This is a genomic window from Bradyrhizobium sp. AUGA SZCCT0160 (genome assembly GCF_018130105.1).
In the GTDB taxonomy this organism is placed as follows: domain Bacteria; phylum Pseudomonadota; class Alphaproteobacteria; order Rhizobiales; family Xanthobacteraceae; genus Bradyrhizobium.
The window spans coordinates 12,067-38,381 of sequence record NZ_JAFCMD010000026.1; the positions used below are offsets into that span (position 1 = coordinate 12,067).

Below are 26,315 nucleotides of genomic sequence, written 5' to 3' on the forward strand. Positions count from 1 at the left end.
CGCCGTCACAGTGGCGAAAGCAGCTCCAACGTGGAACGAATCCTGACGCTGGTCTTTCCAACCAGCGCCGCGCCCTGCACTTCCGCGCGATCGGCGGCATAGCTGCCGCTGAAGCCGGTGGTCACCTCGCGCCCGCCAAACAGCGGCAGCACGCCGGCCGATTTGGTGTGCTGGTTCGTGGTCAGTTCGCCGCGCCATTTGCCGCGATCGGCGGTGTAGGAGCCCGTATAATAGAAATGCGAGTCGCCGCCGGCGATCCTGCCGTCCAGCAGCACGATGACGCCGCTGGCATGGCCATGCCCGCCCTCCATCATCTCGGTCAGGATCGAGTAGAGACCGTTGGTCATCGTCATCGCAGGATTGTCCCTCTGCGAAGCAGCATCGACCGTGCAGACCACCTGAGCAATCGGGAAATGGGTTGAGGAACTGGATCGTTTCGCCGCGGCTGCGTTGGCGCCGTCAGCTCTGCCCGATGGTCGCGCAGCGCTGTCCAACGTCAGAGCCTGTGTGGCAGCAGTCGACTTTTTCGACGCCGTTACAATGAGATAGAGTGCGACGCAGGCGGCAATTGACTTATCCCCACGAAACTTAATAGAATCTAAATAGATACTTTTCAGTACAGCGTTTAAAAGTTAGCGTTCTTGCATGGCTACAGAAAAAGCCGAAACCGACCGCATTCCCGTGACGTTGGCGATCTCGACCATCAGCTATCTCGAAAAACTGGTGAGACAGGGCACCCACGGCACTAGCGTTCCCGGCGTTGCGAAGACCCTGATCGAGGAAGGCATCCGGCTCGCCATCAAGGACGGGCTGCTGTCGATCCGTGACAATGGCAGGCCCTCCTGACGGCAGGATTTGCCTGACTGGAAGACGCACGACGGAAAGCTCAGGGAGCGCGGCGGTTCCTCAAAGAATTTGGGACCGCAGCATGTTCGCCAACATACCGACCTGGACCACCGAGCGCGTCGAACTCCTCAAGCAACATTTCGAATCCGGCCTCTCCTGCCGCGAGATCGCCGCTCACATCGGCGTCAGCCGCAACGCCGTGATTGGCAAACTGACACGGCTCGGTTTGACCCGCGGCCCGACCAATATCGAACAGCATTTGCAGGGGGCCACCAGGGAACGCAGCCCGAAATCCGCTCCCCGCGCGCAGTACCGGATGCTGCAAGTGGTCTACCAGAACGGGCAACCGGCGCCCGACGCGCCGATCGCCAGCGAGCGGCCCTGCTCACTGCTCGAACTCAGCCATGAGCGCTGCCGCTGGCCGATCAGCACGCCCGGCGCGGAAGACTTCTGCTTTTGCGGCAACACGCCGCTCAAGGGTATGCCCTACTGCGCCGGCCACACCCGCCTCGCCTACAAGCCCGGCTCGCGCCAGCGAGTGGCGCGGGCGTGATTTGCCTCTGCCTGGCTAAAGCGAATTGCATCCGCGACGTAGCTGCGCTCCCTCTCCCGCACTTGCGGGGGAGGGCTGGGGTGAGGGTCTATCCGCGATACGACTCGTTGAGAGAGCCCCCACCCGCCGCGCTTCGCGCGTCGACCTCCCCCGCAAGCGGGAGAGGTGCAGCGAGTCTGCCGCCAGACCTGAGCATTTAACTTCATCAAGTGCTACGCCAGCTTCCAGCCAACCTCATCCCGATAGCTCTGGTAGAAATCGAGGGTATACGCCTCCTCCGGCGTCTTGCGCACGCGCTCGTCGAGCTTGTGGGCATCGTCGCCGACCAGGATGCGCCAAGAACCGGCCTTGACGCCGTCGAGAATGATTTTCGCGGCGGCCGCCGCCGTGGTCGGCGCATCATCATGAAACGATCGCGCGCGGTCGAGCGCGAGTTGCTGGATGTCCTCATCCGACATGGCAGAGGTGTCGGTGCCCATGCCCTTCAACCGCTCCCGGGTCACGCCGATTTCCACATCGGTCAGGCGCTCGGACTCGCTGCCGCTCTGGATCTTGCGCGAGTTGGCCACGATCGAGGTGCCGATGTGGCCGGGCATCACGACCGAGCACTTGATATGCGGCGCGTTGAGCCGCAGGTCCGTCATCAGCGCCTCGGAAAATCCCTTCACCGCGAACTTGGCGGCAGCGTAGGCGGTGTGCGACACACCAGGGCCGACCGACGCCCAGAAACCGTTGACGCTGGACGTATTGATGATGTGGCCCTCATCGGCCTTCAGCAGCAACGGCATGAAAGTGCGGACGCCAAGATAGACGCCGCCCCAGCAGATGTTGAAGGTGCGTTCCCATTGCTCGCGCGCGTTGGTGAACAGGCTGCCGCCACCGCCGATGCCGGCATTGTTGAACAAGAGATGGATCTTGTCGGTCGCCTGTTGCTCGATCAGCTCATCGCGAAACCGCTTGAGCTGGTCCTCGATCGCGACGTCGGCGATATGCGTCGTGATGCGCAGGCCCTGCGGCAGCTTCTCGGCTTCACACAGCTGCCTGGTCTCGGCCATCGCCTCGGCGGAGACGTCGCACATCGCGACATTGCAGCCCTCGGCGACGAGCTGCCGCGCCAGCTCGCGGCCCATGCCCGTGCCGCCTCCGGTGATGACGGCGATCTTTCCGGCGAATTCCTTCATGGAGATGTTGATCCTTTTTTCTTTTTCATTACCAATGAAAATATAGATGGTCATGGCCGGGCTTGTCCCGGCCATCCACGTCTTGCTTGCTGTTAGACCGTATAGACGTGGATGCCCGGGACAAGCGCGGGCATGACGATCCGTTGAGTATCTGCCCTACTCCGCCGCCTCGACGCGCTGGCCGGCCGCACCCAACCCCTCCAGCGCTTTCTTGATCGCGGCCTGTTGCGTCGCTGACGCTTCCGGCATCGGCGCGCGCGAAAACGTCTTCGGCAGTCCCTGCAGCGACTGCGCGTAGCGCGTGCAGGCCGGCAGATTGTCCGAGACAACCGCGTTCCACAGCGTCAGCAGTTTCTTGTGCAGATCGAGCGCGCGGACGTGATCGCCGGCCTTGACCGCATCCCAGAGCTCCACGGAGGCATGCGGCGCGGCCGAGAGGATCGCGGCGATCGAACCATGCGCGCCAAGCGCGTAGGACGGATACATCAGCGCGTCGACTGCGCTGTAGATCAATTTATCCGGCGCCATCATCATGAGATCGGCGAACAGTTTCAGATCGCCGGCGCTCTGCTTGACGCCGACCACCAGCGGCACCTCGTTCATGATCCGCGTCAGCAGTGCGGGCGACAGATACGACCACGGCACCACATTGTAGATGATGATCGGCATGCCGGTCTCGTCGGCCATCCGGCGGAAATGATCGACCATCGCCTGATTGTCCGGCTTGAACAGATAATGCACCGGCGTCACCTGCAGCGCCGCGACATCCATGTCGCGCACCAGTTTGCCGCGCCGGATCGCGTCGCGCGTGGAGTCGACGATGATGCCCGCGATCACGGGCGCGCGGCCCCTGGCGGCCTCCACCGTTGCCGCCACCAGGTCGCGATACTCTTCATGATCGAGCGTATGCCCCTCGCCGGTCGAACCGCCCGCCGCCATGCCATGGCTGCCGGCGCCGATCAGCCAGTCGACTTGCGGGGCGACCTGCTTGAAATCAATCTCGCCGTCTTTGCGAAACGGCGTTGTCATCGGCGGTATCACGCCTGTCGGGCGTATTTTCATGATCGACCCCTTGCGTTTCCGTTTCCCAAATCCGACCCCGCTCCTTGGCTGAGCTTATCGATCGGCGGGTGAAGCCTAACCGCTGCCGTAGGGGCAATCCAGTTGAGACATCAGTGGGCTGGGTCGTAGCGGCGTCATAACGGAAGGCGCGGCTCCAAGTTCGAGCGGAGCAAGCATCTGAATCTTTGCACGAAAACCCCGGCAAGTCATGCCGGGGCTATTTGCTCGCTTAGCGGGGCGGCTTCGGCGGACCGAAGGGGTTGCGGGGCGGAAGGTGCGTGGGGCCGGTGCCCAGCCTGCCGCCGGTCACGATATCCAGCTGCTGCGTCGTCAGTTCGACCGGCTTGTCAGTCCTGCGTTCCATGGTGCTTCTCCTGTTGCTGTCCCGGTGCAACATTGCATCGGCATGACCGGGACAATGACGGATCGGCGCCGGCCGCGCTGTTCCCCAGGTGACAGCCAGACCACAACAATCAGCGCGTGATTTGCAGCGGGCCACCAGGAACTTTCGCAACTTCCGAGAGTCGAATCGCTGCTTCCGGTCCCAGCCCCCAAGGCCCTCCGGAAGAAAACTCCGGTTGGCGGCCCCGCGTTCCTCCCGCGCCGGGGCCATTTACCGGCCGGGTACACCGGACGCAGCTTGCCAGCGGTCGCTCTCATCAGGAACCGGATTGGAAGCCCAACATTGTCTTTGCAAAGGAGGCTTCCATGGGATTAGCGAACTACGAAATCATCGGCACAGCCGGCGAATGGCGGGTGCGGCATGACGGACATGCCGAGAATGTCTACCAGACCAAGGAATCGGCTTTCGAGGCCGCCGTGGCCGCCGCATCGCTGGCACTTCGACAGGGCCACGAGGTCCGCGTGTCGGCGCCAGGCACCGAAACGGCGACCGGCGCGGAGAACGCAGGCTAGCTTGCGGCGTGAAGCTGGCTCGGACACGGCCAGGCGCAACGCGTGAACTAGTGATCGCTCCAAATAGCCGCAAGCTCGCTCGAGTTGATGAGCTCGATCTGCTCCTGCATGCGGGTGCGGTACATCGTCATCTGCGCCTCGTGGCCGGTGTCGGAAGAACTGCAGAGCGCATCCTCGACAATCACGACTCGAAAGCCGCGGTCGACGGCGGCAAGCACCGTGGAAAGAACGCACACGTCGGTCTCGGCTCCGGTGACGACCACGCACCGCACGCCCTTCTCTTGCAGAAAGACGTCCAGCCCTGAAAGGTAAAACGCCGAATAGGCCCGCTTGTCGATGACGTGCGCCGGCGGCACGAAGCGTGCGAGTTCGGGGACAAGTTCAAGCTGATCGGGCTGCAGATGCTCCCGGGTCGCGGCCTTCCAGCGCTGATAATATCGTTGCCATTGTCCCGGCCGCTGCTCCCAGCTTTGCGGCGTGATGAAGCGGGTAAAAATGGTGCGCTCGCTGTACCGCGCCGCGATTTCGGTCACAACCGGCAACACCCGCTCCATCCACGGCGTCTCCCAGACGCCGCCCTTGCTGAAAATACGTTGCATATCGACGCAAAGATGCACCGTGTCCTTCAACGGGATCATCGCAAAATGGCCTCCTCCTTGTCTCTCGCTGAGGCGGCAACCGAAACTCTGTTGAAAAGTTCCTGCGGATCGGCGATGGACCCCATCCGTGCCTCCGTAAAGCTGTTGGCGGAAGCACAAGACCTCAATTGACCTGCGCCGCCCCGTGAAGAGCAGCATGAATGCCGTCATCAGATCGATGACACGTTCGTGCCATGCGACAACGACGCCCTGGCGCGCTTAACCATACGAAAACTCGGGGCGACGGCGCCGGCGCGTCCGTAGTATGTTTGCGCCCATTGGATTTATTAATTTTTGGTGCCTTATGAACGACGCGTATTTCAAGGAGCAGTCCCGGCGCGTCCGCGCGATTGCGGACAAGGCCGATCCCTTCACGAAAAAACGACTGCTGGCGCTCGCAGAAAGCTACGATGCGCGGATTGGACGGCCTTCAAGGGCAACGCGACAGCTGCCCTTCGTCGCAATCAATCATGAAAAACCCGCCGATCAGCGCGACGTTGGCGAGACCACGCGCTGATTGCGGCGACATCCGCATAGCGATCGCCGCTCGCATATTCCGCGACAAGGCATTACGCCCGTACGCGACAAGGGAGCGCAGGCGGAAACGGTTCGGCAAAATGGGCGTGACGGCGCGCGCGGTGCATGCCAGTATCGTCGAATAATCAAAGCGCGCGCACGTCGGACGAAGCGCCGCTGCCAGGGAGGGGACTGCAAAGCGTTCGCGTAAGCGGACGCGCTGCAAGCGTCTGCGCAAGCGGGCGCGCCGTCCGTTGGCCTAACGGTCCGTTGGCGCCGCATGGGACAACAGATTGTCCATCGTCTGCTGATTTCGTTCCCCGCATTGCTCGGGGTTCTCTTCCTCTGTTTTTGTCTGTTGCAGGTGGTGCCGGCTGATCCGGCGATGATCATCGCCGGTCCCGACGCCAAGGCCGAGACCATCGCGGCGATCAGGCTCGAGCTTGGCCTCGACCGCTCGATCCCGGTGCAGTTCTTCGAATACATCATGCGGGTTCTGCGCGGCGATCTCGGCCGCTCGATCATCTCGAACCGGATGGTGAGCGAGGAACTCGCGATGACGATCGGTCCGACGGTCGAACTGATGCTCGGCGCGATGCTGATCGCGGTGCCGAGCGGGCTTGCGTTCGGAACCCTGGCCGCCGTCAATCGTGGCCGGCTCGCCGACCGCATCATCATGGCCTGCTCGGTGGCCGGCGTTTCGATGCCGGTGTTCTTCATCGGCCTGATCCTGATCCAGTATGTCGGCTTCAAATGGGCGTTGTTGCCGTTCACCGGCCGCACCGGGCCGATCTGGGACGGCGGATTGCCGAGCCTGATCCTGCCCGCCACCACGCTCGGCCTCGTGCTGATCGGACCGATCGCGCGGCTGACGCGCACCGCCGTACTTGAAGTGCTGGGCGCCGATTTCGTGCGCACGGCGCGCGCCAAGGGGCTGCGCGAGACCGTGGTGATCGTCCATCACGCGCTGCGCAACGCCATGATCCCGGTCGTCACCCTGATCGGGCTGCAGGCGGCCTTCCTGCTCGGCGGCGCTGTCGTCACCGAGACGATGTTTTCCTGGCCCGGCGTCGGCCGGCTTGCGGTCGGCGCCATCGTCTCCAGCGATTTTCCGACCGCGCAGGGCGCGATCATGATCCTCGCCATCGCCTTCCTGTCGATCAACCTCATCGTCGACGTGCTCTACGTCTATCTCGATCCCAGGGTGGCGCGCCGATGAGCGTTCAGGCCCTCGAACCCGTCTTTGTCGCCGAGCCCGAAACCGGCGCATTCGCCCGTGCCGGCCTGCTACGGCGCCTCGCGCGCGACCGGGTCGCGGCCGGTGCGGCGTTGACGCTGACCACCATCGTCACCGCGGCGGTTTTCGCGCCCTGGATCGCGCCCTACGACCCCTACTTCACCGACCTTACCAAGGTGATGCAGCCGCCGGGCGCCGAGCACTGGTTCGGCACCGACAACACCGGCCGCGACGTATTGAGCCGCGTCATCTTCGGCACCCGCGCCACGTTGATGCTCGGGCTGGTCGGCGTCATCATCGGCGGCCTGTTCGGCGGCGTGCTCGGCATTCTCGCCGCCTACTACAAGCGGCTCGACGGCTGGATCATGCGGCTGGTCGACGTCATGCTGGCGTTCCCCGCCATCCTGATCGGGCTCGCGGTCGCCGCGATCTTCGGCGCCGGCCTCACCGCCGTAGTGATCGCGCTGGTCGTCGCCACCGTGCCCGACGTGGCGCGGGTGGCGCGCGGGGCCGCGGTCGGCGTCATGGGCCAGGAATTCATGGAAGCCGGCCGCGCGGTCGGCGTCACCGACGGCGCACTGATCTGGCGCTATCTCACGCTCAACTGCATCTCGACGATCTTCGTGTTCCTCACCTTGCGCTTCGGCCAGATCATCCTGATCGGCTCGGCGCTCGGCTTCCTCGGCATGGGCGCGCAACCGCCGACCGCCGAACTCGGCATGATGGCGGCCCAGGGCCGCGACTTCCTGTTCATGGCGCCGCACATCGCGACGATCCCAAGCTGCGCGATCTTCGTGATCGTGCTGGCGGCCAACCTTCTGGGCGACGCGTTCCGCGACGTCCTCGATCCGAGGCTGCAGACATGATCAGAACCGTTCTGGGTGTAGCATTGGCAATTGCGCTCGCCGGCTCCGCATCGGGGCAGACGCTGACATTGATGAAGGGCATCGACGCGCCGCATTACGACGCGCAGCGCACCACCTGGGGTCCGACCTCAGACATCGTCAACATGTTCCAGGACACGCTGGTGGCGCTCGACTGGGACGGCCGCACGCCGATCCCCTATCTCGCCAAGTCCTGGACCATCAGCGAGGACGGCCTGACCTATACGTTCAAGCTGCGCGACGACGTCTCGTTCTGCAGCGGCAAGAAATTCACCGCCGAGGACGTGATCTACAGCTTCAAGCGGCTGAAGGATCCCGCGATCAAGGGCCCGTACGCCTGGCGCGCCGGCAGCATCAAGGAACTGCGCGCGCCTGATCCCTACACCGTCGAATACGAACTCGAGGAGCCCTACTCCGAGCTGCTGTTGCAGCTCACCATGTTCACCAACGTGATCCACAACAAGGAAAGCGTCGAGGCGCTGGGCAAGGACTACGGCATCAAGGGCGCCGACGGCACCGGGCCGTGGTGTTTCGATTCATGGCAACCGCGCACCGAGATCGTGCTGAAGCGCCACGCCGCCTACAAATGGGGCCCGTCGATGTACCAGAACAAGGGCCCGGTGAAATTCGAGAAGCTGGTGGTCAAGATCGTGCCCGAAGAATCCAGCCGGGTTGCGGCGATGATGGCCGGCCAGTTCGACATCACCCACCAGTTTCCGCACCAGTTCATCACCCAGGCCCGGGCCGCTCCGATGCTCAACGTGAGCGAGGCGAAGCCCAATTTCCAGCTGCTCTATTTCGGCTTCAAGACCACCCGCCCCATGGTTGCCGACAAGCGCGTGCGCGAGGCCATGAGCATCGCCATCAACCGCGCCGAGATCGCCAAGGGCATCCTGCTCGGTAACGCCACGGCGGCCTTCACCATCGTCGACAAGGATGCGCTCGACCACGATCCGAAGACGGCCGGAATCGTCAAGGAAGACCTCGAACGCGCCAAGAAATTGCTCGACGACGCGGGATGGAAAGTCGGCGCCGACGGCGTGCGCGAAAAGGACGGCACCAAGCTGGCGCCGAAAGTCTATTACACCGCGAACGCCAACTCGGCCAAGGTCGCCGACGCAATCCAGGGCTATTTGCGCAAGATCGGCGTCGACTGGCGGCTCAACCCGCAGGACTCGACCATCGCGGCGGCCAAGATGGCCGAGCAGGATTACGAAATCTGGTCGGTGACGGTGCCGTATCTGTCGGCCGGCGACCTCATGAACATCTACTTCGATTCACGAAACATCCCGACGCCCAACCGAATGAACTGGAAGGACGCTGAGACCGACGAGTGGCTGAAACTCGGCCGCTCGGCGCTGACCGAGCCCGATCGCGCCAAATATTACGCGATGGTGCAGCAGAAGGTCATGCAGGAGCATTTGTGGATTCCGGTCCTCAACATCAACATGGACCAGGTCGCCAACAAGAAGATCAAGGGCGCGCGGCCGCACATGATCTACCAGAACACGTTCTACAAGGGGTTGGACGCGTCGCTATAACAAACAGGAGCAAACGACGATGCGCGGATTGTTCATGACGGTTGCGGTGCTGCTCGGAGTGGCGGGAGCCTCCCCGCTGGAGGCGCAGACCCTGAAGATGATGAAGTCGCTCGATGCGCCGCATTATGACGGCCAGCGCACCACCTGGTCGCCCTCCTCCGACATCGTCAACATGATTCAGGATACGCTGGTCGCGATGGACTGGGACGGCAAGACGCCGATCCCCTATCTCGCCAAATCGTGGACGATCAGCGAGGACGGCAAGACCTACGTCTTCAAGCTGCGCGATGACGTGCAATTCTGCAGCGGCAAGAAGTTCACCGCCGCCGACGTGATCTATTCCTTCAAGCGCCTGACCAGTACCGAACTGAAAGCGCCGCTGGCCTGGCGCGCCGGCAACATCAAGGAGTTGCGCGCCCCCGATCCCTACACCGTCGAATACGAACTGAATGAGCCGTTCGCCGACTTGCTGCTCCAGCTCACGATGTTCACCACCGCGATCCACAACCAGGAGAGCGTCGAGGCGCTCGGCAAGGATTACGGCATCAAGGCGATCGACGGCACCGGTCCGTGGTGCTTCGAGAGCTGGCAGCCGCGCACCGAGATCGTGCTCAAGCGCCACGACGCCTACAAATGGGGCCCGTCGATGTACCAGAACAAGGGCCCGGTCAAATTCGAAAAACTCAGCATCAAGATCGTGCCGGAGGATTCCAGCCGCGTCGCCGCGATGCTGGGCGGACAGTTCGACGTCAGCCATCAGATCCCCCTACAGTTCATCCAGCAGGTCAAGGCCGCGCCCACCCTCAACGTGCAGGAGGCGCAGCCGAACTTCCAGCTGATGTATTACGGCTACAAGACCACGCGGCCGATGGTATCAGACAAGCGGGTGCGCGAGGCGATGAACATCGCGATCAACCGCGCCGATATTGTCAAAGGCATCATGCTCGGCAATGCCGAGCCGGCCTACACCTTCATCGACGACAAGGCGCTCGACTTCGCCGCGTCCACCAAGGGCATCATCAAGGAAGACGTCGAGCGTGCCAAAAAGCTGCTGGACGAAGCCGGCTGGAAGGTCGGCGCCGACGGCATCCGCGAGAAGGACGGCGTCAAGCTCGCGCCGAAGGTGCTGTTCACGCAGGTCGCCTATTTCGGCCGCGTCTCCGAGGCGATCCAGGGCTACATGCGCAAGATCGGCATCGACTGGAAGATCGTCGGCTTCGACTCCACGATCGCGCCGGCCGAGATGGCCAAGCAGGACTATGAATTGTGGACGGTGACGTTCCCCTACATATCGGCAGGCGACCTCCTGAACTTCTACTTCGATTCGAAGAACATGCCGGCGCCGAACCGGATGAACTGGAACGACCCCAAGACCGACGAGTATCTGAAGATGGGCCGCGCGTCGCTGACCGAGGCCGATCGCTCCAAATATTACGCGCTGGCCCAGCAGCGGGTCACCGAGGAGCATCTGTGGATGCCGGTGATGAACATCGCGATGTACACGACGAGCCAGAAGAAACTGAAGGGCGTGCGGCCGCACATGCTCTACCAGAACACGTTCTACAAAGGCCTGGATTACTCGTTCTGATGGAAAACCTGCTCGAGGTCCGCGGCCTGAAGACCCATTTTGCCACCGACCGCGGCCTGTTTCGCGCGGTCGACGGCATCAGCTTCAGCGTACCGCGCGGCCGCACCGTTGGCCTGGTCGGCGAATCCGGCTGCGGCAAGAGCGTGACGTCGCTCTCGGTGATGGGCCTGGTGGCGAGCCCGGGCAAGGTCGAGGCCGACGCCGTTATGTTCGGCGACCGCGACGTGCTGAGGTTGTCGGCCGACGAGCGCCGCCGGCTGCGCGGCGGCAAAATGTCGATGATCTTCCAGGAGCCGATGACCTCGCTGAACCCGGTCCACACCATCGGCCAGCAGATCGTCGAAGCGATACTCGCCCATACCCAGTTGTCGCCGCAGGACGCGAAAGCGCGTGCCATCGAGATGCTGGAACTGGTGCGGATTCCATCGGCGAAGCAGCGCATCGACGACTTTCCGCACAATCTGTCGGGCGGCATGCGCCAGCGCGTCATGATCGCGATGGCGCTGTCCTGCGAACCGGCGCTTCTGATCGCCGACGAGCCGACCACCGCGCTCGACGTCACCATCCAGGCCCAGATCCTCGATCTGCTCGGCGAATTGCAGCGCCGGCTCGGCATGGCGATCCTGATCATCACCCACGATCTCGGCGTGATCGCCGAGGTCGCCGACCAGGTGCTGGTGATGTACGCCGGACAGATCGTCGAAAGCGCTGACGTCGCCGATCTGTTTGCCGATCCGCAGCACCCCTACACGATCGGTCTCTTGGGCTCGATCCCGCGCCTTGACGTTGATCGCGCGCGGCTCGCCACCATCGAAGGCACGGTGCCGAGCCCCAACAACCAGCCAAAGGGCTGCCGCTTCGCCCCCCGCTGCCCGTTCGCCGACCGGCGCTGCCGCGAGGCGCCGCCGCCGCTGCGCGAACTCGCGCCGGGTCACATGGTCGCCTGCTGGAAAGCCCCGGTCGAGGTGGCGTCATGAGCGCGGTCCCGGTGCTGCAGGTCGATGGCCTGGTGAAGCATTTTCAGCTCAGCCGCGGCATCATCCTGCGCAGGCAAGTAGGACTGGTGCGCGCCGTCGAGGACGTCAGCTTCGAGATCGGCCGCGGCGAGACGCTGGCGCTGGTCGGCGAGTCCGGCTGCGGCAAGTCGACGACCGGACGCCTGGTGCTGCGTCTGATGGACCCGACGGCGGGCTCGGTCCGCTTCAAGGGCGAGGAAATCGCTGACCTCGGCAAGGATGAACTGCGGCGGCTGCGCCGGCACATGCAGATCATCTTCCAGGACCCCTACGCCTCGCTCAATCCGCGCATGACCGTGGGGGAGATTTTGGCCGAACCGCTGCGGGTGCATGACATCGGCGATCCCGCCTCGCGCGAGACGCGGGTGAGCGAGCTTCTCGATATCGTCGGCCTGCTGCCCGAACATGCACGGCGCTATCCGCATCAATTTTCCGGCGGGCAACGCCAGCGCATCGGGATTGCGCGGGCGCTGGCCGTCAATCCCGACCTGATCATCTGCGACGAGCCGGTGTCGGCGCTCGACGTCTCGATCCAGGCGCAGATCGTCAACCTGCTGCAGAATTTGCAGCAGCGTTTTGGTCTGTCCTATCTATTCATCGCGCATGATCTGGCGGTCGTAAAACACATCAGCGATCGCGTCGCGGTGATGTATCTCGGCAAGCTGGTCGAGATCGCTGACAAGAAGACGATCTACGCGAGGCCGTTGCACCCCTATACCCACGCGCTGCTGTCGGCGATCCCGAAGCCCGACCCGAGCCTGCGCACCAAGCGCGTCATGCTGCAGGGCGACGTGCCGAGCCCGTTCAACCCGCCGTCCGGCTGCCGCTTCCACACGCGCTGCCTGCACGCCCAGCCACGCTGCTCGGCCGAGGAGCCCAAGCTGCGCGAGGCCGCGCCCGGCCATCGCGTCGCCTGTCATTTCTTCGAGACGATCCAGGCCCCCGTCATCGTCGCGCGCGCCGGCGCTGCGAACGGCAAGTTCGCCGAACGGCTGGCCGCCTTTGAAGCGGCCAAGCACGCGCGAACGCCGGCCTGACGGCAATCCGTGGCAGGCAGGATCGGAATTCAGGCCAGGACGGGGCTTGCCTTGTCGTAATGCTTGATAAACACAAACGGGCTGGGCGTGGTTTTTCCCTTACCGCCGCTGACATTGGCGAGTTCGCGATCGGACAGCGCGTCGGCCTGACGGTCCCGCTCGCATGATTCAACGCGATTGATGACGGTGCTCATGGTGACGGCTCCCTTTCGATCAAAGTCGGATGATTGCTGATGAAGGGGGATTTAGCCGCCCGGCCGTCGCCGTCGCTGTGACATCAATCACAGTCACGAGCCTCTCACCGGGGTCAGGATGGTTGGCATCATCCAGTCACCGGAGCGCATCATGACCGCATTTCAGAAACAGCCGAGCGTCGACCAACGGGCCGCCATGAGCAGCGAACTTTGCGCGACCGAACTGGATGCGGTGATTGGCGGCACGTCCTGGTTTGAAGTCCTTAGCAATATTTTCAAAGCGCAGAACGAGACGCTCAAATCCATCGCCGGGAATATTCGGTAAGAACTTGTTGCGGTGCGATTGACCGAACCGGAGCCAGCTACTGGTTGACAAGCCAACGAGAGCGGATCGTAATACTACCTAAGATCGAACAACGGGCGAACGGCAGCTGGCGCAACGTCAAGCGGCCCGGCCCCTAAGCGTCTTGAATTCCTAAGCGTCTTGCTTCCTGAACGTGTTGGCTTCGAGGGCAGCGACCGCGGGAAACCGCGGCGCTCAGCAATGGGGAGGACGGTCGTGATTGAATCTCTCATCGTCTGGCTGATCATCGGCGCGATCGCAGGCTGGCTGGCCGGGCAAATCGTCAAGGGCTATGGCCTCGGCCTGGTCGGCAATATCGTGGTCGGCATCGTCGGCGCCGTGATCGCCGGCTGGCTGTTGCCGATGATCGGGTTTGTCCTGGTCGGAGGCTATCTGGCCGCGATCGTCAACGCCGTCATTGGCGCGGTGATCCTCCTGATCATTGTCGGCTTCTTCAAGAAGTAGCCCGATCAAGAACCAGGTTCGGCCGTTCGCGCGCGATCTTTGCGCCGCGGCAACGCTGCTGAAAGAGGCGGCCCCAGCGCGGGGGGAGAGCTGAGGCCGCCTTTGGCCGGACGCGACGGGGCTGGTTCGTGTCCGGACGTGCCCGACTAAGCTCCCCGGCAGTTATTTGTTCCCAACAGACGGCGGCGGCAATAATTTCGAGGCATCGGCCGGGAACCCACGGCGACGTCGCGGATTATGAGTTTCGTGGTGGGATGCCCATCATCATCTTGCGGCTGGGGGCCGTTTTCCTGTGACCGGAGCTCGACGACGAATGGATGGTGCCGAAGTACCAGTGAGTTTTGATGTTCCTGCCATCATCCGCAAATGGCCGTCGCTCCACAACGCCCGCCGCCTCGACAGCTCCGGCCCCTATATGGTGTTCGAGGGCACGCTCGATGAGTGCATGAGGGAATTCATGGCCAAGCCCGAATCGACCCGGCACCTGTACGAGATTGTGACAGCGCCGCAGCCGCCAATGATCCCCGAGGTTATGTCCGCCGAGCACGTCGCCGAGTTGGTGAGGCTGCGCGAATTTCTTTAGCAGCAGCGGGCTTACCAGCGTTGCTGACGCGCCTTAGGGCCAGAAAATTCATTAACCAGCGAGCGCTATGGTTCGGGCAATCGCGGACGGCTCAAGACCCCCGCAAGACGTAAATGCGTAGGGAAACCCACCGCCTCAACCCGGTGGGTTTTTCCGTCGGAAGGGCGACGCCAATGTCACTATCATCAGCCAAGAATTATGCGCTGCGCGCGGAGCGCTGTCAGGACGCCAAGGAAGCCGCCGACCTTCTGGCAAAGGCGATCTTGGAATTGGCGGCATCGATCGAAGCCACCGATGCAAAAGTGAAGAAGATCAACAAGTCGGGCTGAGATTCCGCTTCCCACCCCGGCGGCCCGCAATCGGGCGCGCCGGTTCCCCGTTTACGTTAAAATCACATCCTCGACCACGCCGAACGGCCCGGTGCTAATGATTCCTTAACGAGGGAATTATGATCAACGGACGCAAAAACGCAGTCGTCGGACTGACCACGATTTTCACTTTTGTGATCGTCGAACTGGCCGTGGTCGTTTGCGCGGTCGGATTGGTGCTCGAACTGGTGTTCGACGTGGACGTTCCGCTTCTTGCTTTCAACGACGGGTGAGGCGGGGGACGGCGGGCCTCATCCGCGGACCGGCTGCGAGAATAAGTCCACCACCGAAATTGAAGTCATGGGGGCTGTCTAGGCTAGCAGTCAAAGCATTGCCAAGTCCGCGTATGCACCGATGTTACTTCCGCATTACGCCTCGGCCCGAGCGGCCTCATATCAATTAGTCCGCTACTCGATCACCTTGTCGGCCATGAGCAGCACCGACTCCGGAATGGTCAATCCAAGCCCTTTGGCTGTGCGGAGGTTCACGACGAACAGAAATTTTGTGGGCTGCTCGACGGGTATCTCGGCTGGCTTCCCGCCCTTGAGAATACGATCGACGTATCGGGCGGCTAAACTGAAAAAACCTGGGACATCAGGGCCGTAACTCATCAAGCCGCCCTCCGTCACGTAGGTGTTCACCTGATAAATGGTCGGCAATCCGGATTTAAGGGCGATACCAGGAATGGCCGGACGCACTGGGTCTGCTAGAACATACACAGCGTCGCAGTTAGCGGACTTCATTTCCGCAAATGCCCTTTCCAGGTCGTCAGGATTTGGCGCGACAAAGCCCTCTGCGAAAATGGCCATTGAGGCGGCAGCCTGTTTGGCGACCTCCAACAGGCGCGGATGGGTTGGATTATTCGAGATCAAGACTCCGATCATTTTTACGTTCGGAAGAACCAGACGGATTATGTCCAGCGTCTTCGTCGTGGCATCGCCGAACATGTTTGCCACGCCAGTGATGTTTCCACCCGGCCGAGCAAAGCTCTCGACGAATCCGGAGCCAACAGGATCGCTCGCCGGGGACATCACAATCGGAATAGTCGACGTCGCCTTCTGTGCGGCCGCGACGGCTGGTGTGGCCTCTGCAACGATGACATCTGGCCTCAGGCCAACCACCTCTTTCAGGAGATCGGGTAGGATGGCGTAGTGCCCATTCGCGGCGCGGACATCGAGGATGAGGTTCTTACCCTCTTCATAGCCCAGCTGCCGAAGCGCTTCCCTTAAGATCGGTACGGCTATAGTGGTTCTGCCAGAGCCGACATAGGCCACGCGCCACTGCCGCGAACGATCCGCCTTCGCCGCTCCGGCCACCAAGAGACCAAGACAAGCCGTCAGCATTCGGCGGCGGGCGATCGGTCGACGCATGAGCCAGCGCTCCACGTTGATGGATGAGACTAGCCCAGATACGCCTAAGAGAAATAAATTCTTGATGTCTACAAGATCATACCACCCACGGAGGTGTTGGGAGCTCTCCGGTGGTTTCAGGTAGTAGAAAGCTCCCATGTTGGGGCTTTTAATGGTCGGAGCGAGAGGATTTGAACCTCCGACCCCTAGTCTCCCAGACTAGTGCGCTAACCGGGCTGCGCCACGCTCCGATGCCGTTCCATTAGCTGCGATCGGCGCCCTGCGCAAGGCGCGCGATCCGCACCGTAAACGAGCTGCATTCGGCCCCAAAAACCACCCGCCTAACGCCGGTTCCGGCCCTGCCCTCAGCCATCCTTCAGCGCGTTATCCAGCAATTGCCGGCAGGCCACCAGATCCTGCAGCACGCGTTCGAGGCGTTCGCGGTCGGGGCTGCCTACCGGGCCCGGCGCGGCAGCCGCCTTGCCCTTGCCGAAGGGGGCGAGGAAACCGTCCTCATCGGTATCGACGAAGCGGTAGTCGATTTCCGTGGCTTCGCCCTCGTAATCATCGTCATCGGATCCGGCGAGCGCACCTGCGCCCTCTTCCGGCTCCTGCAGGCTGAGGCCGATCGCCTCCTCGACCGCGCCGAACGAGACGGCAGAGTTCTGGTCGCTCAGACCCTGCACCGATTTGACGCCGTGTTCTTTCAGGATCCGCTGCACACCGCGGATAGTGTAGCCCTCGCCGTACAGCAGGCGGCGGATGCCCTTGAGCAGATCGACGTCGTCGGGGCGGTAATAGCGCCGCCCGCCGCTTCGCTTCATCGGCTTGATCTGGGTGAATCGCGTTTCCCAAAATCGCAGCACATGCTGGGGAATATCGAGATCGTCCGCGACCTCGCTGATGGTACGGAACGCATCCGGCGCCTTGTCCAAATGCCAGCTCCTCTCAGCTCTAGAGAATGAAGAGAAACTCTAAACGCTTAACATGACTATCTTCACGCGCATTCCTGACGCGAACTGAACTTCGCCTCGCGCTGAAAACGCCTCAATCGTCCTTGGCATCACCGTTGGTCACCGCGTGACCATTGATGCGCTGCTTCAAAATGGCCGACGGCTTGAACACCATCACGCGTCGCGGAGAGATTGGTACTTCGGTGCCGGTCTTCGGGTTACGTCCGATCCGTTGACCCTTCTTGCGCACCATGAACGAGCCGAACGACGAAAGCTTCACCGTCTCGCCCTTCTCAAGACAATCGGTGATCTCTTTCAAAACGAGTTCGACGAACGCAGACGACTCCGTTCGCGACAAGCCCACCTTCTGGTAGACCGCCTCGCACAAATCAACGCGTGTGACTGTTTTTCCTGTCCCGGTCATCGCCTGCCCCGCACTCTCGGCGAACAATTTATTCCCTGAAATTAGGAGGTTAGCACGCGATGGTCAACAGCGACCATCATGCACACGCATGAAACAGCGCAACCTAATTTGTCGGGTGTTTTACTTAAGTCTCACCACCGGACGAGCGCGGAACCCCAGGTGAAGCCGCCACCCATCGCTTCCAGCAGCACCAGATCGCCCTTCTTGACGCGTCCATCCTTGACCGCGACGTTGAGCGCCAGCGGGATCGATGCCGCTGACGTATTGCCGTGCAGATCGACCGTCAGAACCACCTTCTGCGGCGCAATATGCAGCTTGTGCGCTGAAGCATCGATGATTCGCTTGTTGGCCTGATGCGGGACGAACCAGTCGATCTGCTCGGCGGAAGCCCCGGTGGCGTTGAACGCATCGACGATCACATCGGTGATCATGCCGACCGCGTGCTTGAAGACTTCGCGGCCCTCCATGCGGAGGTGGCCGACGGTCTGGGTCGAAGACGGCCCGCCATCGACAAACAGCTTTGACTTATGCCGCCCGTCGGAACGCAGATGCGTGGTCAGGATACCACGGTCGGTGGGCTTGCCGGGCTGGTCCTGGGCCTCGAGCACGACGGCGCCGGCGCCGTCGCCGAACAGCACGCAGGTACCGCGGTCGCTCCAGTCGAGAATGCGCGAGAACGTTTCCGCACCGATCACCAGCGCCCGCTTGTGCGAGCCGGAGCGGAGGAAATTGTCGGCGGTCGCCAGCGCGAACACGAAGCCGGAGCAGACCGCCTGCAGGTCGAAGGCGACGCCGTGACTGATGCCCAGCGCGTGCTGGACCGCAACCGCGGTCGCCGGAAAGGTGTTGTCCGGCGTCGAGGTCGCCAGCACAATCAGATCGATTTGCTGCGCGTCGATGCCGGCATGGTCGAGCGCGGCGCGCGCGGCGTTGATCGCCAAATGCGAGGTGAACTCGCCGTCCGCGGCGATATGGCGCTGCCGGATACCGGTGCGCTGCACGATCCACTCGTCCGACGTATCGATCCGATCAGCCAGTTCGGCATTGGTCAGGACCTTCCGCGGCAGATAGGAGCCGCAGCCTAGCACGACCGAACGTTTAGCAGTCACGAGACAGCCTCCTGCGCGGTTTGCGCTTGAGCCAGCGCACTGCCGTCGCGATTAAGCATCTGATTGATCTTGGTGAGGAGATCGCAGCGGACCATCTCATAGCCAACATCGACCGCGTAAGCAAAGCCTTCGGCGTTGGTTCCACCATGGCTTTTGACCACCACGCCCTTGAGGCCGAGCAGCACGCCGCCGTTGGATTTATTGGGGTCGAGCTTGTGCCGCAAGGCCGTGAAGGCGTTGCGGGCGAACAAATAGCCGATACGGGACCGCCAGCTCGACGCCATGGCGCTGCGGAGGAACTCCGACATTTGGCGCGCGGTTCCCTCGGCGGCCTTCAACGCGATATTGCCGGAAAAGCCTTCGGTCACGATCACGTCGGCGGCGCCCTTGCCGATCCCGTCGCCCTCGACGAAGCCGATATAGTCGAGCTCCGGCAGGTTCATCGCGCGCAGCTGTTCGGAGGCGGCGCGGATTTCCTCGCCGCCCTTCACTTCCTCGGTCCCGATATTGAGCAGGCCCACGGTCGGGCGCGGCTTGCCGAACAGCACGCTCGCCATCGCGCCGCCCATCACCGCCAGCGCCACCAGATGATGATGGTCGCCGCCGATGCTGGCGCCGAGGTCAAGCACGACGGAATCGCCGCGCATCGTCGGCCACACGCCGGCAATGGCCGGCCGATCGATCCCCGGCATGGTGTGCAAATGAAAGCGCGCCATCGCCATCAGCGCGCCGGTATTGCCGGCAGATACCGCGACGTCGGCCTTGCCCTCTTTCACCGCGTCGATCGCAAACCACATCGACGACTTCTTGCGGCCGCGGCGCAGCGCCTGGCTCGGCTTGTCGTGCATGCTGACGGTGACGTCGGTATGGGTCACCCGTGACGCCTTCTTCATGGCCGGATGCTTCGCGAGCTCCGCCTCGATCAGCGCGCTGTCGCCGTACAGCAGAAACTCGATGTCGGGATGCCGGGCCAATGCCCTTGCAGCGCCGGGAATGACGACCGATGCGCCGACATCGCCACCCATGGCGTCAAGCGCGATTCGAACCTTTTGAGGCATGAACGTCCCGGAAACCTGATCTCTTGCAGCCCTGTTAGAGCCCGGCCGCGCGCTGGAAGCATCCGCCGATAGCGGTGTCGGCGGAGCGCATCGCTATCGCCCCCGCCGGGCCGCGACAATAGCGTGTCCCCGCTCTGACACAACCTCTTGACCACGGTCTTTGGGGAATGGGACCCAGCACCGCCCGCAATCGGGAATACAATGTAATATTAGCAAATTCAGTATCTTATGCAAGATTCCTGATGAAGCATCAGAGCCACATCAAGTGAAATCCTGCTTCACCGGCCACTTTAAGTGTCGGTTACTTGTCTTTGGGCTTCTTTGAGCCCGACTTTTTCGGCGTAACCTTTAGCGCCTTGAGCGCCGCAAATGGGTGATCCTCGGGGTCAGGGGCTTCGACCAACGGTTCAAAAACCGCGTCCGGTTTGCGCGGATAGGGATCGACCGCGAGATACAGCGCGTCGGTCGCCAGCCGGCCGAGATCGATGATGCCGTTGTCGATCGGCTCCGGCGGATCAGGTGTGTCCTCGTCGCTCTCTTCAGCCTCGTCGACCAGTGCGGCCATCTGCGGAATCTGGTCCGGCGGCGCGAAGATCAGATCGATCGGCTCGTCGATATCGCTCTCCATCTCATCCAGCGTCACCACGCAGGTCTGCCCGATCCGCGCCCGCACGCGTCCCTCGACCTGAAAGCGGCCGCCGCTTTTGGGCATCACGTCGAACGAGGCCTGCAGCATCAGCACCTCGCGCAGGCTTCCCATATCCGCCACCGCAACACGCGTGGCCTGATCGGCCTCGAGGTCGCGATGCAGACCCGTGTCCGGGATTTTCTCCACCGCGACGGGAACGCGCCACGGGTCCGGCTTCTCGATCATGGCACTCTTGGTCATCGCCGTTTGCTCATGCTTGTGCGCCGGCCTGCTCCGGCGAAGGAAACTTGAAAGTGCCGCCGGCCAGCGCCGCCTCGTCCTGCCGGTCGAGCGCTGCCATGACAGCCTCGGCATAGGCTGCGAGCTGGCGCGCCTTTTCGATGTTCTCACCGTTGAGGACGTTCTTGCACAGCGCCTGCGCCAGGGCCTCGCGGCCCTCGGTCAGCGCCAGATCATAGGCCGCGGTGCGGCCATAAAAGGCCTCGCCGAAGGCCTGCATCTTTTTCGGCACTTTGAGGTCGCTGACGCCCAGTTCGCGCAGATTATCGTCCATATCATTGCAAAAATGGTCGAACAGCGCCTGCGACAGGCCCTTGCCCGCCTGGACCGATTTGAGCCGCCGCAATACCAGCCACAAATGCATCAGAAGCAGGTCAAAACGGCCGTTAACCGTGTCCGGGACGCCCAAGTCCCGATAAAACAACGGTTCTCGCGCCTGCGTCACGATCATGCCATAGATGGCTTCAATGGTGCCGCGCGGGGCGGACCGGGGTTTCCTGAAGTGATTGAACGGCCAAAGCATTGTGGGTTCCGCATGCGAGCCCCAAAGGTTTCCGCCATGAAGGTTTCGGCCTTCAGGGTTTCAGCTTCGGGCGCCCGCGCATGTTGCAATCCTGCGTGCTGCCCGGTACGTCAACGCCTCGCGCGATGCAAGGGGACGGGATCGATTCCGGAATGACCGAGACGGGCCAACCAAGCTCATGCGCGCCCTCGCCGCGCCGCCAGACCGCGCGCTGGCGCGGTTTTCGCGGCTTTGCGGCCATGGCACTGCTCTGCGCCGCGCTCGGCGGCTGCACCGGCGAGCAATTTCAGAAGGGCTATATCCTGCCCCCCGGCGCGCTGGAACAGATCCCGATCGGCGCCAGCCAGGACCAGGTGCTGATCGTGATGGGCACGCCCTCCACGGTCGCGACCCTGAACGGCGAGGTGTTCTACTACATTTCACAGCGCTCCGAGCGCAAGGTCGCCTTCATGAACCAGCAGGTCGTCGACCAGCGGGTGATCGCGATCTATTTCGACAAGAATCGCCAGGTGCAGCGGCTCGCCAATTACGGGCTGCAGGACGGCAAGATCTTCGACTTCATCAGCCGCACCACGCCGACCTCAGGCCAGGAGCTCAGCTACCTGACGCCGCTGTTCAAGCTGCTCAGCCTTAACTAAGCCCTCCCGTGTCCCGGACGCGGTGCAGCACCCTTGTGCTGCTCCGCAGAGCCGGGACCCATCTGCCGCTTCGTGGACCCCGGATCAGCGCAGCGCCCTGCGCCAAGTCGCCCGCTTGCCCTGCGCGTGCGCGCTGCCTACGGTCGCCTGCAAAATAAAACCCCGCAGGGAGTGACCTAGTGACCAGCCGATTTTTTTCCCGCCGCCATATTCTGACCGGAGCCGCCGCGCTCTCCACTGCGGCCATTCTGCCGCGCAGCAGCCTGGGCGCCGACTGGCGGCCCACCGAAACCGTCCGCCTGATCGTGCCGGCCGCGCCGGGAGGCACCACGGACGTGATGGGGCGCTTGCTGGCGGCTCATTTGCAGAAGGCCTGGGGCCAGTCCGCGGTAGTGGAAAACCGCTCCGGCGGCGGCGGCACCATCGGCACCGCCGAAGCCGTACGCAGCAAGGGCGACGGGCACACGATCCTGGTCGGCAATCCCGGCCCTAACGCCATCGCCTACACCATCTTCCGGAATATGACCTACAAGGCCGACCAGCTGCAGCCGGTCTCCAACCTGATCCGGATTCCCAACATCATCTCGGCGCACCCCTCGGTGCCGGTCAAGTCGATCGGCGACCTGATTGCCTACATCAAGGCCAATCCGGACAAGCTGACCTACGGCTCCTCCGGCATCGGGCAGAGCCCTCACCTCACCGGCGCCTGGTTCCTGCAATTGACGAAATTGAAGATGGTGCATGTGCCGTTCCGCGGCGCTGGGCCGGCACTGCAGGCCGCGCTCGCCGGCGACATCCAGGTGCTGTTCGACAATCTCTATCCGACGCTGCCGCAGGTGCAGGATGGCAAGCTCACCGGGCTGGCGGTGACCACGACCGAGCGCAGCGCGCTGGCGCCCAGCATCCCGACCATGCGCGAGAGCGCACCGGAGCTCGCCAAGTTCGACGTTTCGTCCTGGTTCGGCATTTTCCTGCCGAAGGCCGCCCCCGCCCCCGTCCTCGATGCCCTTAACAAGGAAATCAAGGTGTTCCTGGAGCGCGAGGACATCAAGGAAAACATGGCCAAGATCGGCGCGCGCACCGACTACGGCACACCGCAGCAGTTTTCCGACTTCATCCAGGCGGAGACGGACAAGTTCGGCGCCATCATCAAGCAGGAAGGCCTGCAGATGGACGCCGGCTGAGAGGCGTAACTCCCGCGGCGCTCGATCCGCGCACGCAGCCGTCATCCCCGCGCAACGGCAAAGCCGTTGTCGCTGGAGGAGCCGCGCTTGCGGCGTCTCGAAGGATGGCCACACACACCTGCCTGTCATCCTTCGAGGCTTGCAAGAGCTCGCACCTCAGGATGACGGCGGGCAAAAAAGAAAAACCCCGCGGCTCGCACCGCGGGGTTTTTATTTTGATCGGCTCAGCGCCGCTCAGTGCGCCAGGATCGCCAGCAGCAACAGCGCCACGATGTTGGTGATCTTGATCATCGGGTTGACGGCGGGGCCGGCCGTATCCTTGTAGGGATCGCCGACGGTATCGCCGGTCACCGCCGCCTTGTGCGCGTCGGAGCCCTTGCCGCCGTAATGGCCGTCCTCGATGTACTTCTTGGCGTTGTCCCAGGCGCCGCCGCCAGAGGTCATCGAGATCGCGACGAACAGGCCGGTCACGATCACGCCGAGCAGCATGGCGCCGACGGCCGAGAACGCCGCCGACTTGCCGGCCGCGCCGCCGCCCGCGATTGCGAAGATCACGAAGTAGACGAAGATCGGCGACAGCACCGGCAGCAGCGACGGGATGATCATTTCCTTGATCGCCGCCTTGGTCAAAAGGTCGACCGCGCGGCCGTAATCCGGCTTGTCGGTGCCCTGCATGATGCCAGGCTTTTCGCGGAACTGACGCCGCACTTCCTCGACGATCGCGCCGGCCGCACGGCCGACGGCCGTCATGCCCATCGCGCCGAACAGATACGGCAGCAGGCCGCCGAACAAGAGGCCGACCACGACGTAGGGGTTGTTCAGCGAGAAGTCGGGCAGCACGCCCTGGAAGTACGGATACTTCGCGGCATTGGCGATGAAGAATTTGAGGTCTTCATTGTAAGCCGCGAACAGCACCAGCGCGCCGAGACCGGCCGAGCCGATCGCGTAACCCTTGGTGACCGCCTTGGTGGTGTTGCCGACCGCGTCGAGCGCGTCGGTCGACTTGCGGACTTCCTTCGGCAGGCCGGCCATTTCGGCGATGCCGCCGGCGTTGTCGGTGACGGGGCCGAAGGCGTCGAGCGCCACGATCATGCCGGCCAGCGCCAGCATGGTGGTGGTCGCGATCGCGATGCCGAACAGGCCGGCAAGGCTGTAGGTGACGAGGATGCCGGCGATGATGACGATCGCGGGCATCGCGGTCGATTCCATCGAGATCGCCAGACCCTGGATCACGTTGGTGCCGTGACCGGTGACCGAGGACTTCGCGATCGACTTCACCGGACGGTAGTCGGTGCCGGTGTAGTACTCGGTAATCCAGATGATCAGGCCGGTGACGACGAGGCCGACGACGCCGCACTGGAACAGCGCCATGCCGGTGTACTTCACGCCCGCCAGCGGACCGAAGCCGATCAGCCAATGGATGACAGCAGCAACGCCAAACAGCGACAGGATGCCGGTCGCGATCAGGCCCTTGTAGAGCGCACCCATGATCGACTGGCTGGCGCCGAGCTTGACGAAGAAGGTACCGATGATCGAGGTGATGATGCAGACGCCGCCAATGGCGAGCGGCAGCGTCATCATGTTGACCAGCAGCGGCGAGGTCGCGAAGAAGATCGCAGCCAGCACCATGGTGGCGACCGCGGTCACCGCATAGGTCTCGAACAGGTCGGCGGCCATGCCGGCGCAGTCACCGACGTTGTCGCCGACGTTGTCGGCGATGGTGGCGGGATTGCGCGGATCATCCTCGGGGATGCCGGCCTCAACCTTGCCGACGAGATCGCCGCCGACATCAGCACCCTTGGTGAAGATGCCGCCGCCGAGACGGGCGAAGATCGAGATCAGCGAGGCGCCGAAGCCGAGTGCGACCAGCGCGTCGACCACGACGCGGTCGTTGGCCTTCAGGCCCAGCATCTGGGTCAGATAGGCAAAGTAGATGGTGACGCCGAGCAGTGCGAGGCCCGCCACCAGCATGCCGGTGATCGCACCGGCCTTGAAGGCGAGTTCAAGTCCGCCGGCCAGCGAGGTGGTCGCGGCCTGCGCGGTACGCACGTTGGCGCGAACCGACACGTTCATGCCGATGAAGCCGGCGGCGCCCGACAGCACCGCGCCGATCAGGAAGCCCACGCCGACCTTCATGCCGAGGAACCAGACCAGCAGCGCGAAGATCACGACGCCGACCATGCCGATCGTCATGTACTGCCGCTTCAGATAGGCCTGTGCGCCCTCGGCGACCGCGGCTGCGATCTCCTGCATGCGCGGATTGCCGGCGTCCGCCTTCAACACCGAAGCCGTCGCCCAGATCGCGTAAACAATCGAAAGCGCTCCGCAGAGCACAATCACCCATAATGCTGTCATTGAATTTGCCTCAGACCTTGATGTTCCCCCGCCACACCGCGAGCGCGGCAAGCGCATAAAAAGGAGGCCTTCCCCGCCCAAAAGGGTGGCCCCTCAAATCGCCGGGACCTTGCCAAAATCGTTTCCCCGGCGCAACGCCGCGGAGGCCAGAAACCGTCTATTTTTGAAAGGAATCCCCGGGAACGACTGAAGGTGCCGAGGCCTGGCTGGCGGCTGGACCGTCCGGCGGAAAATCCGAGGCCTGCCAGGCGCCCACGGGGCGGACCATCGAATCGTCTGCTGAGAGCGACCTGCGGGTGCAGCGACCTCAAAATAGCGACCAAGAAACACATGGGCCTAAAAATACATGGGCCCGCCCAATCCTCGAAGGGATTGAGCGGGCCCGCGATCCATTTCAGTACGTCCGTGAAACGACCGTTTCGAGGCCTCAGGCCAGCGACAGGTTCTCTGCGCTTACCTTGCCACGCATCTTGTCGGTCTTGAGTTCGAACTCGACCTTCTGGCCTTCGGCCAGACCGGTCAGACCGGCCCGCTCAACGGCGCTGATGTGAACGAACACATCCTTGCTGCCGTCGGTCGGCTGAATGAATCCAAAGCCCTTTTGACCGTTGAACCACTTCACAGTTCCCGTAGCCATCTTCTATTCTCCAAAGCACGTAGGCTTTCATTCCGTACGGCGATCGCACGGATTCAAATCCAATCGACGATGTCTCTGGAAAATGCCCTAACAGGCGCGTTCAGCAAGGCACGGCGGCAATCGAATGCGCGCACAACTATAGATTTTCCGGAAAATTGCAATGGCCGGTTGCAAATAAAGGCCCGCGGGC

At 62.8% G+C, this 26,315-nt stretch carries 32 protein-coding genes and 1 tRNA gene; 17 read left to right on the forward strand and 16 right to left on the reverse strand.

Annotation, left to right across the window (positions count from 1 at the left end):
* Positions 1-5 precede the first annotated feature (5 nt).
* Positions 6-353: a GrlR family regulatory protein gene (locus tag JQ558_RS31245; protein WP_249119698.1), complete on the reverse strand. Its 348-nt coding sequence runs from the start codon at positions 351-353 to the stop codon at positions 6-8.
* Between the two features lie 292 nt (positions 354-645).
* On the opposite strand from JQ558_RS31245, the gene JQ558_RS31250 reads away from it, so the two are divergent.
* Positions 646-846 carry a hypothetical protein gene (locus JQ558_RS31250; protein ID WP_212208154.1) on the forward strand — a complete coding sequence of 67 codons (201 nt, stop codon included), beginning with the start codon at positions 646-648 and terminating at the stop codon, positions 844-846.
* Between the two features lie 82 nt (positions 847-928).
* Positions 929-1,399 carry a GcrA family cell cycle regulator gene (locus tag JQ558_RS31255; RefSeq protein WP_212296209.1) on the forward strand — a complete coding sequence of 157 codons (471 nt, stop codon included), beginning with the start codon at positions 929-931 and terminating at the stop codon, positions 1,397-1,399.
* A 212-nt stretch (positions 1,400-1,611) separates the two neighbouring features.
* Here the strand turns inward: JQ558_RS31255 and JQ558_RS31260 are convergent, their stop codons facing one another.
* The 3 genes from JQ558_RS31260 to JQ558_RS37980 all read right to left on the reverse strand — a co-directional run bounded on the left by JQ558_RS31260 (position 1,612) and on the right by JQ558_RS37980 (position 4,006).
* Entirely contained in the window at positions 1,612-2,580 is a 969-nt protein-coding gene (locus JQ558_RS31260) for an SDR family oxidoreductase (protein ID WP_212296259.1), read from the reverse strand.
* Between the two features lie 156 nt (positions 2,581-2,736).
* Positions 2,737-3,642: a dihydrodipicolinate synthase family protein gene (locus JQ558_RS31265; protein ID WP_212296210.1), complete on the reverse strand. Its 906-nt coding sequence runs from the start codon at positions 3,640-3,642 to the stop codon at positions 2,737-2,739.
* 229 nt (positions 3,643-3,871) lie between these two features.
* Positions 3,872-4,006 carry a hypothetical protein gene (locus JQ558_RS37980; protein WP_283813836.1) on the reverse strand — a complete coding sequence of 45 codons (135 nt, stop codon included), beginning with the start codon at positions 4,004-4,006 and terminating at the stop codon, positions 3,872-3,874.
* Positions 4,007-4,350: 344 nt separating this feature from the next.
* Between JQ558_RS37980 and JQ558_RS31270 the strand changes: the two genes are divergently transcribed.
* Complete coding sequence (locus tag JQ558_RS31270) at positions 4,351-4,557, forward strand: hypothetical protein (RefSeq protein WP_212272877.1); 207 nt, start codon at positions 4,351-4,353, stop codon at positions 4,555-4,557.
* Positions 4,558-4,604: 47 nt separating this feature from the next.
* Here JQ558_RS31270 and JQ558_RS31275 read toward each other — a convergent pair whose 3' ends face one another.
* Positions 4,605-5,195, reverse strand: coding sequence for a cysteine hydrolase family protein (locus JQ558_RS31275; protein ID WP_212208158.1), 591 nt, complete (start codon positions 5,193-5,195; stop codon positions 4,605-4,607).
* A gap of 265 nt (positions 5,196-5,460) precedes the next feature.
* Between JQ558_RS31275 and JQ558_RS31280 the strand changes: the two genes are divergently transcribed.
* From JQ558_RS31280 to JQ558_RS31310, 7 genes are all read left to right on the forward strand, one after another.
* Positions 5,461-5,712, forward strand: coding sequence for a hypothetical protein (locus tag JQ558_RS31280; protein WP_212296211.1), 252 nt, complete (start codon positions 5,461-5,463; stop codon positions 5,710-5,712).
* Between the two features lie 279 nt (positions 5,713-5,991).
* Positions 5,992-6,930, forward strand: coding sequence for an ABC transporter permease (locus JQ558_RS31285; RefSeq protein ID WP_212208160.1), 939 nt, complete (start codon positions 5,992-5,994; stop codon positions 6,928-6,930).
* On the forward strand, positions 6,927-7,814 hold the full coding sequence (locus tag JQ558_RS31290; protein WP_212208161.1) for an ABC transporter permease: 888 nt from the start codon (positions 6,927-6,929) through the stop codon (positions 7,812-7,814). The genes JQ558_RS31285 and JQ558_RS31290 overlap by 4 nt, the downstream gene beginning before the upstream one ends.
* Entirely contained in the window at positions 7,811-9,373 is a 1,563-nt protein-coding gene (locus tag JQ558_RS31295; RefSeq protein WP_212272872.1) for an ABC transporter substrate-binding protein, read from the forward strand. Before JQ558_RS31290 ends, JQ558_RS31295 begins: the two co-directional genes overlap by 4 nt.
* A 19-nt stretch (positions 9,374-9,392) precedes the next feature.
* On the forward strand, positions 9,393-10,961 hold the full coding sequence (locus JQ558_RS31300; protein ID WP_212296212.1) for an ABC transporter substrate-binding protein: 1,569 nt from the start codon (positions 9,393-9,395) through the stop codon (positions 10,959-10,961).
* Positions 10,961-11,938, forward strand: a complete 978-nt coding sequence (locus JQ558_RS31305; protein WP_212296213.1) for an ABC transporter ATP-binding protein — start codon at positions 10,961-10,963, stop codon at positions 11,936-11,938. The genes JQ558_RS31300 and JQ558_RS31305 overlap by 1 nt, the downstream gene beginning before the upstream one ends.
* On the forward strand, positions 11,935-13,014 hold the full coding sequence (locus tag JQ558_RS31310; protein ID WP_212296214.1) for an ABC transporter ATP-binding protein: 1,080 nt from the start codon (positions 11,935-11,937) through the stop codon (positions 13,012-13,014). The genes JQ558_RS31305 and JQ558_RS31310 overlap by 4 nt, the downstream gene beginning before the upstream one ends.
* A 29-nt stretch (positions 13,015-13,043) precedes the next feature.
* On the opposite strand, the gene JQ558_RS31315 is transcribed toward JQ558_RS31310, so the two are convergent.
* The gene (locus JQ558_RS31315; RefSeq protein WP_212296215.1) at positions 13,044-13,208 is read right to left on the reverse strand and encodes a hypothetical protein; all 165 of its coding nucleotides are present in this window, start codon (positions 13,206-13,208) and stop codon (positions 13,044-13,046) included.
* Between the two features lie 151 nt (positions 13,209-13,359).
* On the opposite strand from JQ558_RS31315, the gene JQ558_RS31320 reads away from it, so the two are divergent.
* From JQ558_RS31320 to JQ558_RS31340, 5 genes are all read left to right on the forward strand, one after another.
* Positions 13,360-13,533 (forward strand): hypothetical protein, encoded by a 174-nt coding sequence (locus tag JQ558_RS31320; RefSeq protein WP_212272865.1) that lies wholly within the window; start codon positions 13,360-13,362, stop codon positions 13,531-13,533.
* Between the two features lie 219 nt (positions 13,534-13,752).
* A complete protein-coding gene (locus JQ558_RS31325) occupies positions 13,753-14,016 on the forward strand; it encodes a GlsB/YeaQ/YmgE family stress response membrane protein (protein ID WP_212272864.1) in 264 nt (87 codons plus the stop codon).
* Positions 14,017-14,329: 313 nt separating this feature from the next.
* Positions 14,330-14,599 (forward strand): hypothetical protein, encoded by a 270-nt coding sequence (locus JQ558_RS31330; RefSeq protein ID WP_212296216.1) that lies wholly within the window; start codon positions 14,330-14,332, stop codon positions 14,597-14,599.
* Between the two features lie 173 nt (positions 14,600-14,772).
* Positions 14,773-14,928: a hypothetical protein gene (locus JQ558_RS31335; protein ID WP_212272862.1), complete on the forward strand. Its 156-nt coding sequence runs from the start codon at positions 14,773-14,775 to the stop codon at positions 14,926-14,928.
* A gap of 119 nt (positions 14,929-15,047) precedes the next feature.
* Positions 15,048-15,200 carry a hypothetical protein gene (locus JQ558_RS31340; RefSeq protein ID WP_212296217.1) on the forward strand — a complete coding sequence of 51 codons (153 nt, stop codon included), beginning with the start codon at positions 15,048-15,050 and terminating at the stop codon, positions 15,198-15,200.
* A gap of 174 nt (positions 15,201-15,374) precedes the next feature.
* Here JQ558_RS31340 and JQ558_RS31345 read toward each other — a convergent pair whose 3' ends face one another.
* From JQ558_RS31345 to JQ558_RS31380, 8 genes are all read right to left on the reverse strand, one after another.
* Complete coding sequence (locus JQ558_RS31345; protein ID WP_212296218.1) at positions 15,375-16,337, reverse strand: ABC transporter substrate-binding protein; 963 nt, start codon at positions 16,335-16,337, stop codon at positions 15,375-15,377.
* 152 nt (positions 16,338-16,489) lie between these two features.
* Positions 16,490-16,567, reverse strand: a tRNA-Pro gene (locus JQ558_RS31350).
* Between the two features lie 114 nt (positions 16,568-16,681).
* Positions 16,682-17,251, reverse strand: coding sequence for a MerR family transcriptional regulator (locus JQ558_RS31355; RefSeq protein WP_212296219.1), 570 nt, complete (start codon positions 17,249-17,251; stop codon positions 16,682-16,684).
* Between the two features lie 112 nt (positions 17,252-17,363).
* Positions 17,364-17,693 (reverse strand): integration host factor subunit alpha, encoded by a 330-nt coding sequence (locus JQ558_RS31360; protein ID WP_192734233.1) that lies wholly within the window; start codon positions 17,691-17,693, stop codon positions 17,364-17,366.
* 131 nt (positions 17,694-17,824) lie between these two features.
* Positions 17,825-18,802: a beta-ketoacyl-ACP synthase III gene (locus tag JQ558_RS31365; protein ID WP_212296220.1), complete on the reverse strand. Its 978-nt coding sequence runs from the start codon at positions 18,800-18,802 to the stop codon at positions 17,825-17,827.
* Complete coding sequence (gene plsX, locus JQ558_RS31370; protein ID WP_212296221.1) at positions 18,799-19,860, reverse strand: phosphate acyltransferase PlsX; 1,062 nt, start codon at positions 19,858-19,860, stop codon at positions 18,799-18,801. Before plsX ends, JQ558_RS31365 begins: the two co-directional genes overlap by 4 nt.
* 301 nt (positions 19,861-20,161) lie before the next feature.
* Positions 20,162-20,749, reverse strand: coding sequence for a DUF177 domain-containing protein (locus JQ558_RS31375; protein ID WP_212296222.1), 588 nt, complete (start codon positions 20,747-20,749; stop codon positions 20,162-20,164).
* 10 nt (positions 20,750-20,759) lie between these two features.
* A complete protein-coding gene (locus JQ558_RS31380) occupies positions 20,760-21,311 on the reverse strand; it encodes a ubiquinol-cytochrome C chaperone family protein (protein WP_212296223.1) in 552 nt (183 codons plus the stop codon).
* A gap of 152 nt (positions 21,312-21,463) precedes the next feature.
* Here JQ558_RS31380 and JQ558_RS31385 point away from each other — a divergent pair, with 152 nt between their 5' ends.
* Positions 21,464-21,949, forward strand: coding sequence for an outer membrane protein assembly factor BamE (locus tag JQ558_RS31385; RefSeq protein WP_212296224.1), 486 nt, complete (start codon positions 21,464-21,466; stop codon positions 21,947-21,949).
* A 179-nt stretch (positions 21,950-22,128) separates the two neighbouring features.
* On the forward strand, positions 22,129-23,133 hold the full coding sequence (locus JQ558_RS31390) for a tripartite tricarboxylate transporter substrate binding protein (RefSeq protein ID WP_212296225.1): 1,005 nt from the start codon (positions 22,129-22,131) through the stop codon (positions 23,131-23,133).
* A gap of 234 nt (positions 23,134-23,367) precedes the next feature.
* Here the strand turns inward: JQ558_RS31390 and JQ558_RS31395 are convergent, their stop codons facing one another.
* Both JQ558_RS31395 and JQ558_RS31400 read right to left on the reverse strand, forming a co-directional pair.
* A complete protein-coding gene (locus JQ558_RS31395) occupies positions 23,368-25,488 on the reverse strand; it encodes a sodium-translocating pyrophosphatase (RefSeq protein ID WP_212272849.1) in 2,121 nt (706 codons plus the stop codon).
* Positions 25,489-25,915: 427 nt separating this feature from the next.
* Entirely contained in the window at positions 25,916-26,125 is a 210-nt protein-coding gene (locus JQ558_RS31400; RefSeq protein WP_192733570.1) for a cold-shock protein, read from the reverse strand.
* Between the last annotated feature and the right edge of the window lie 190 nt (positions 26,126-26,315).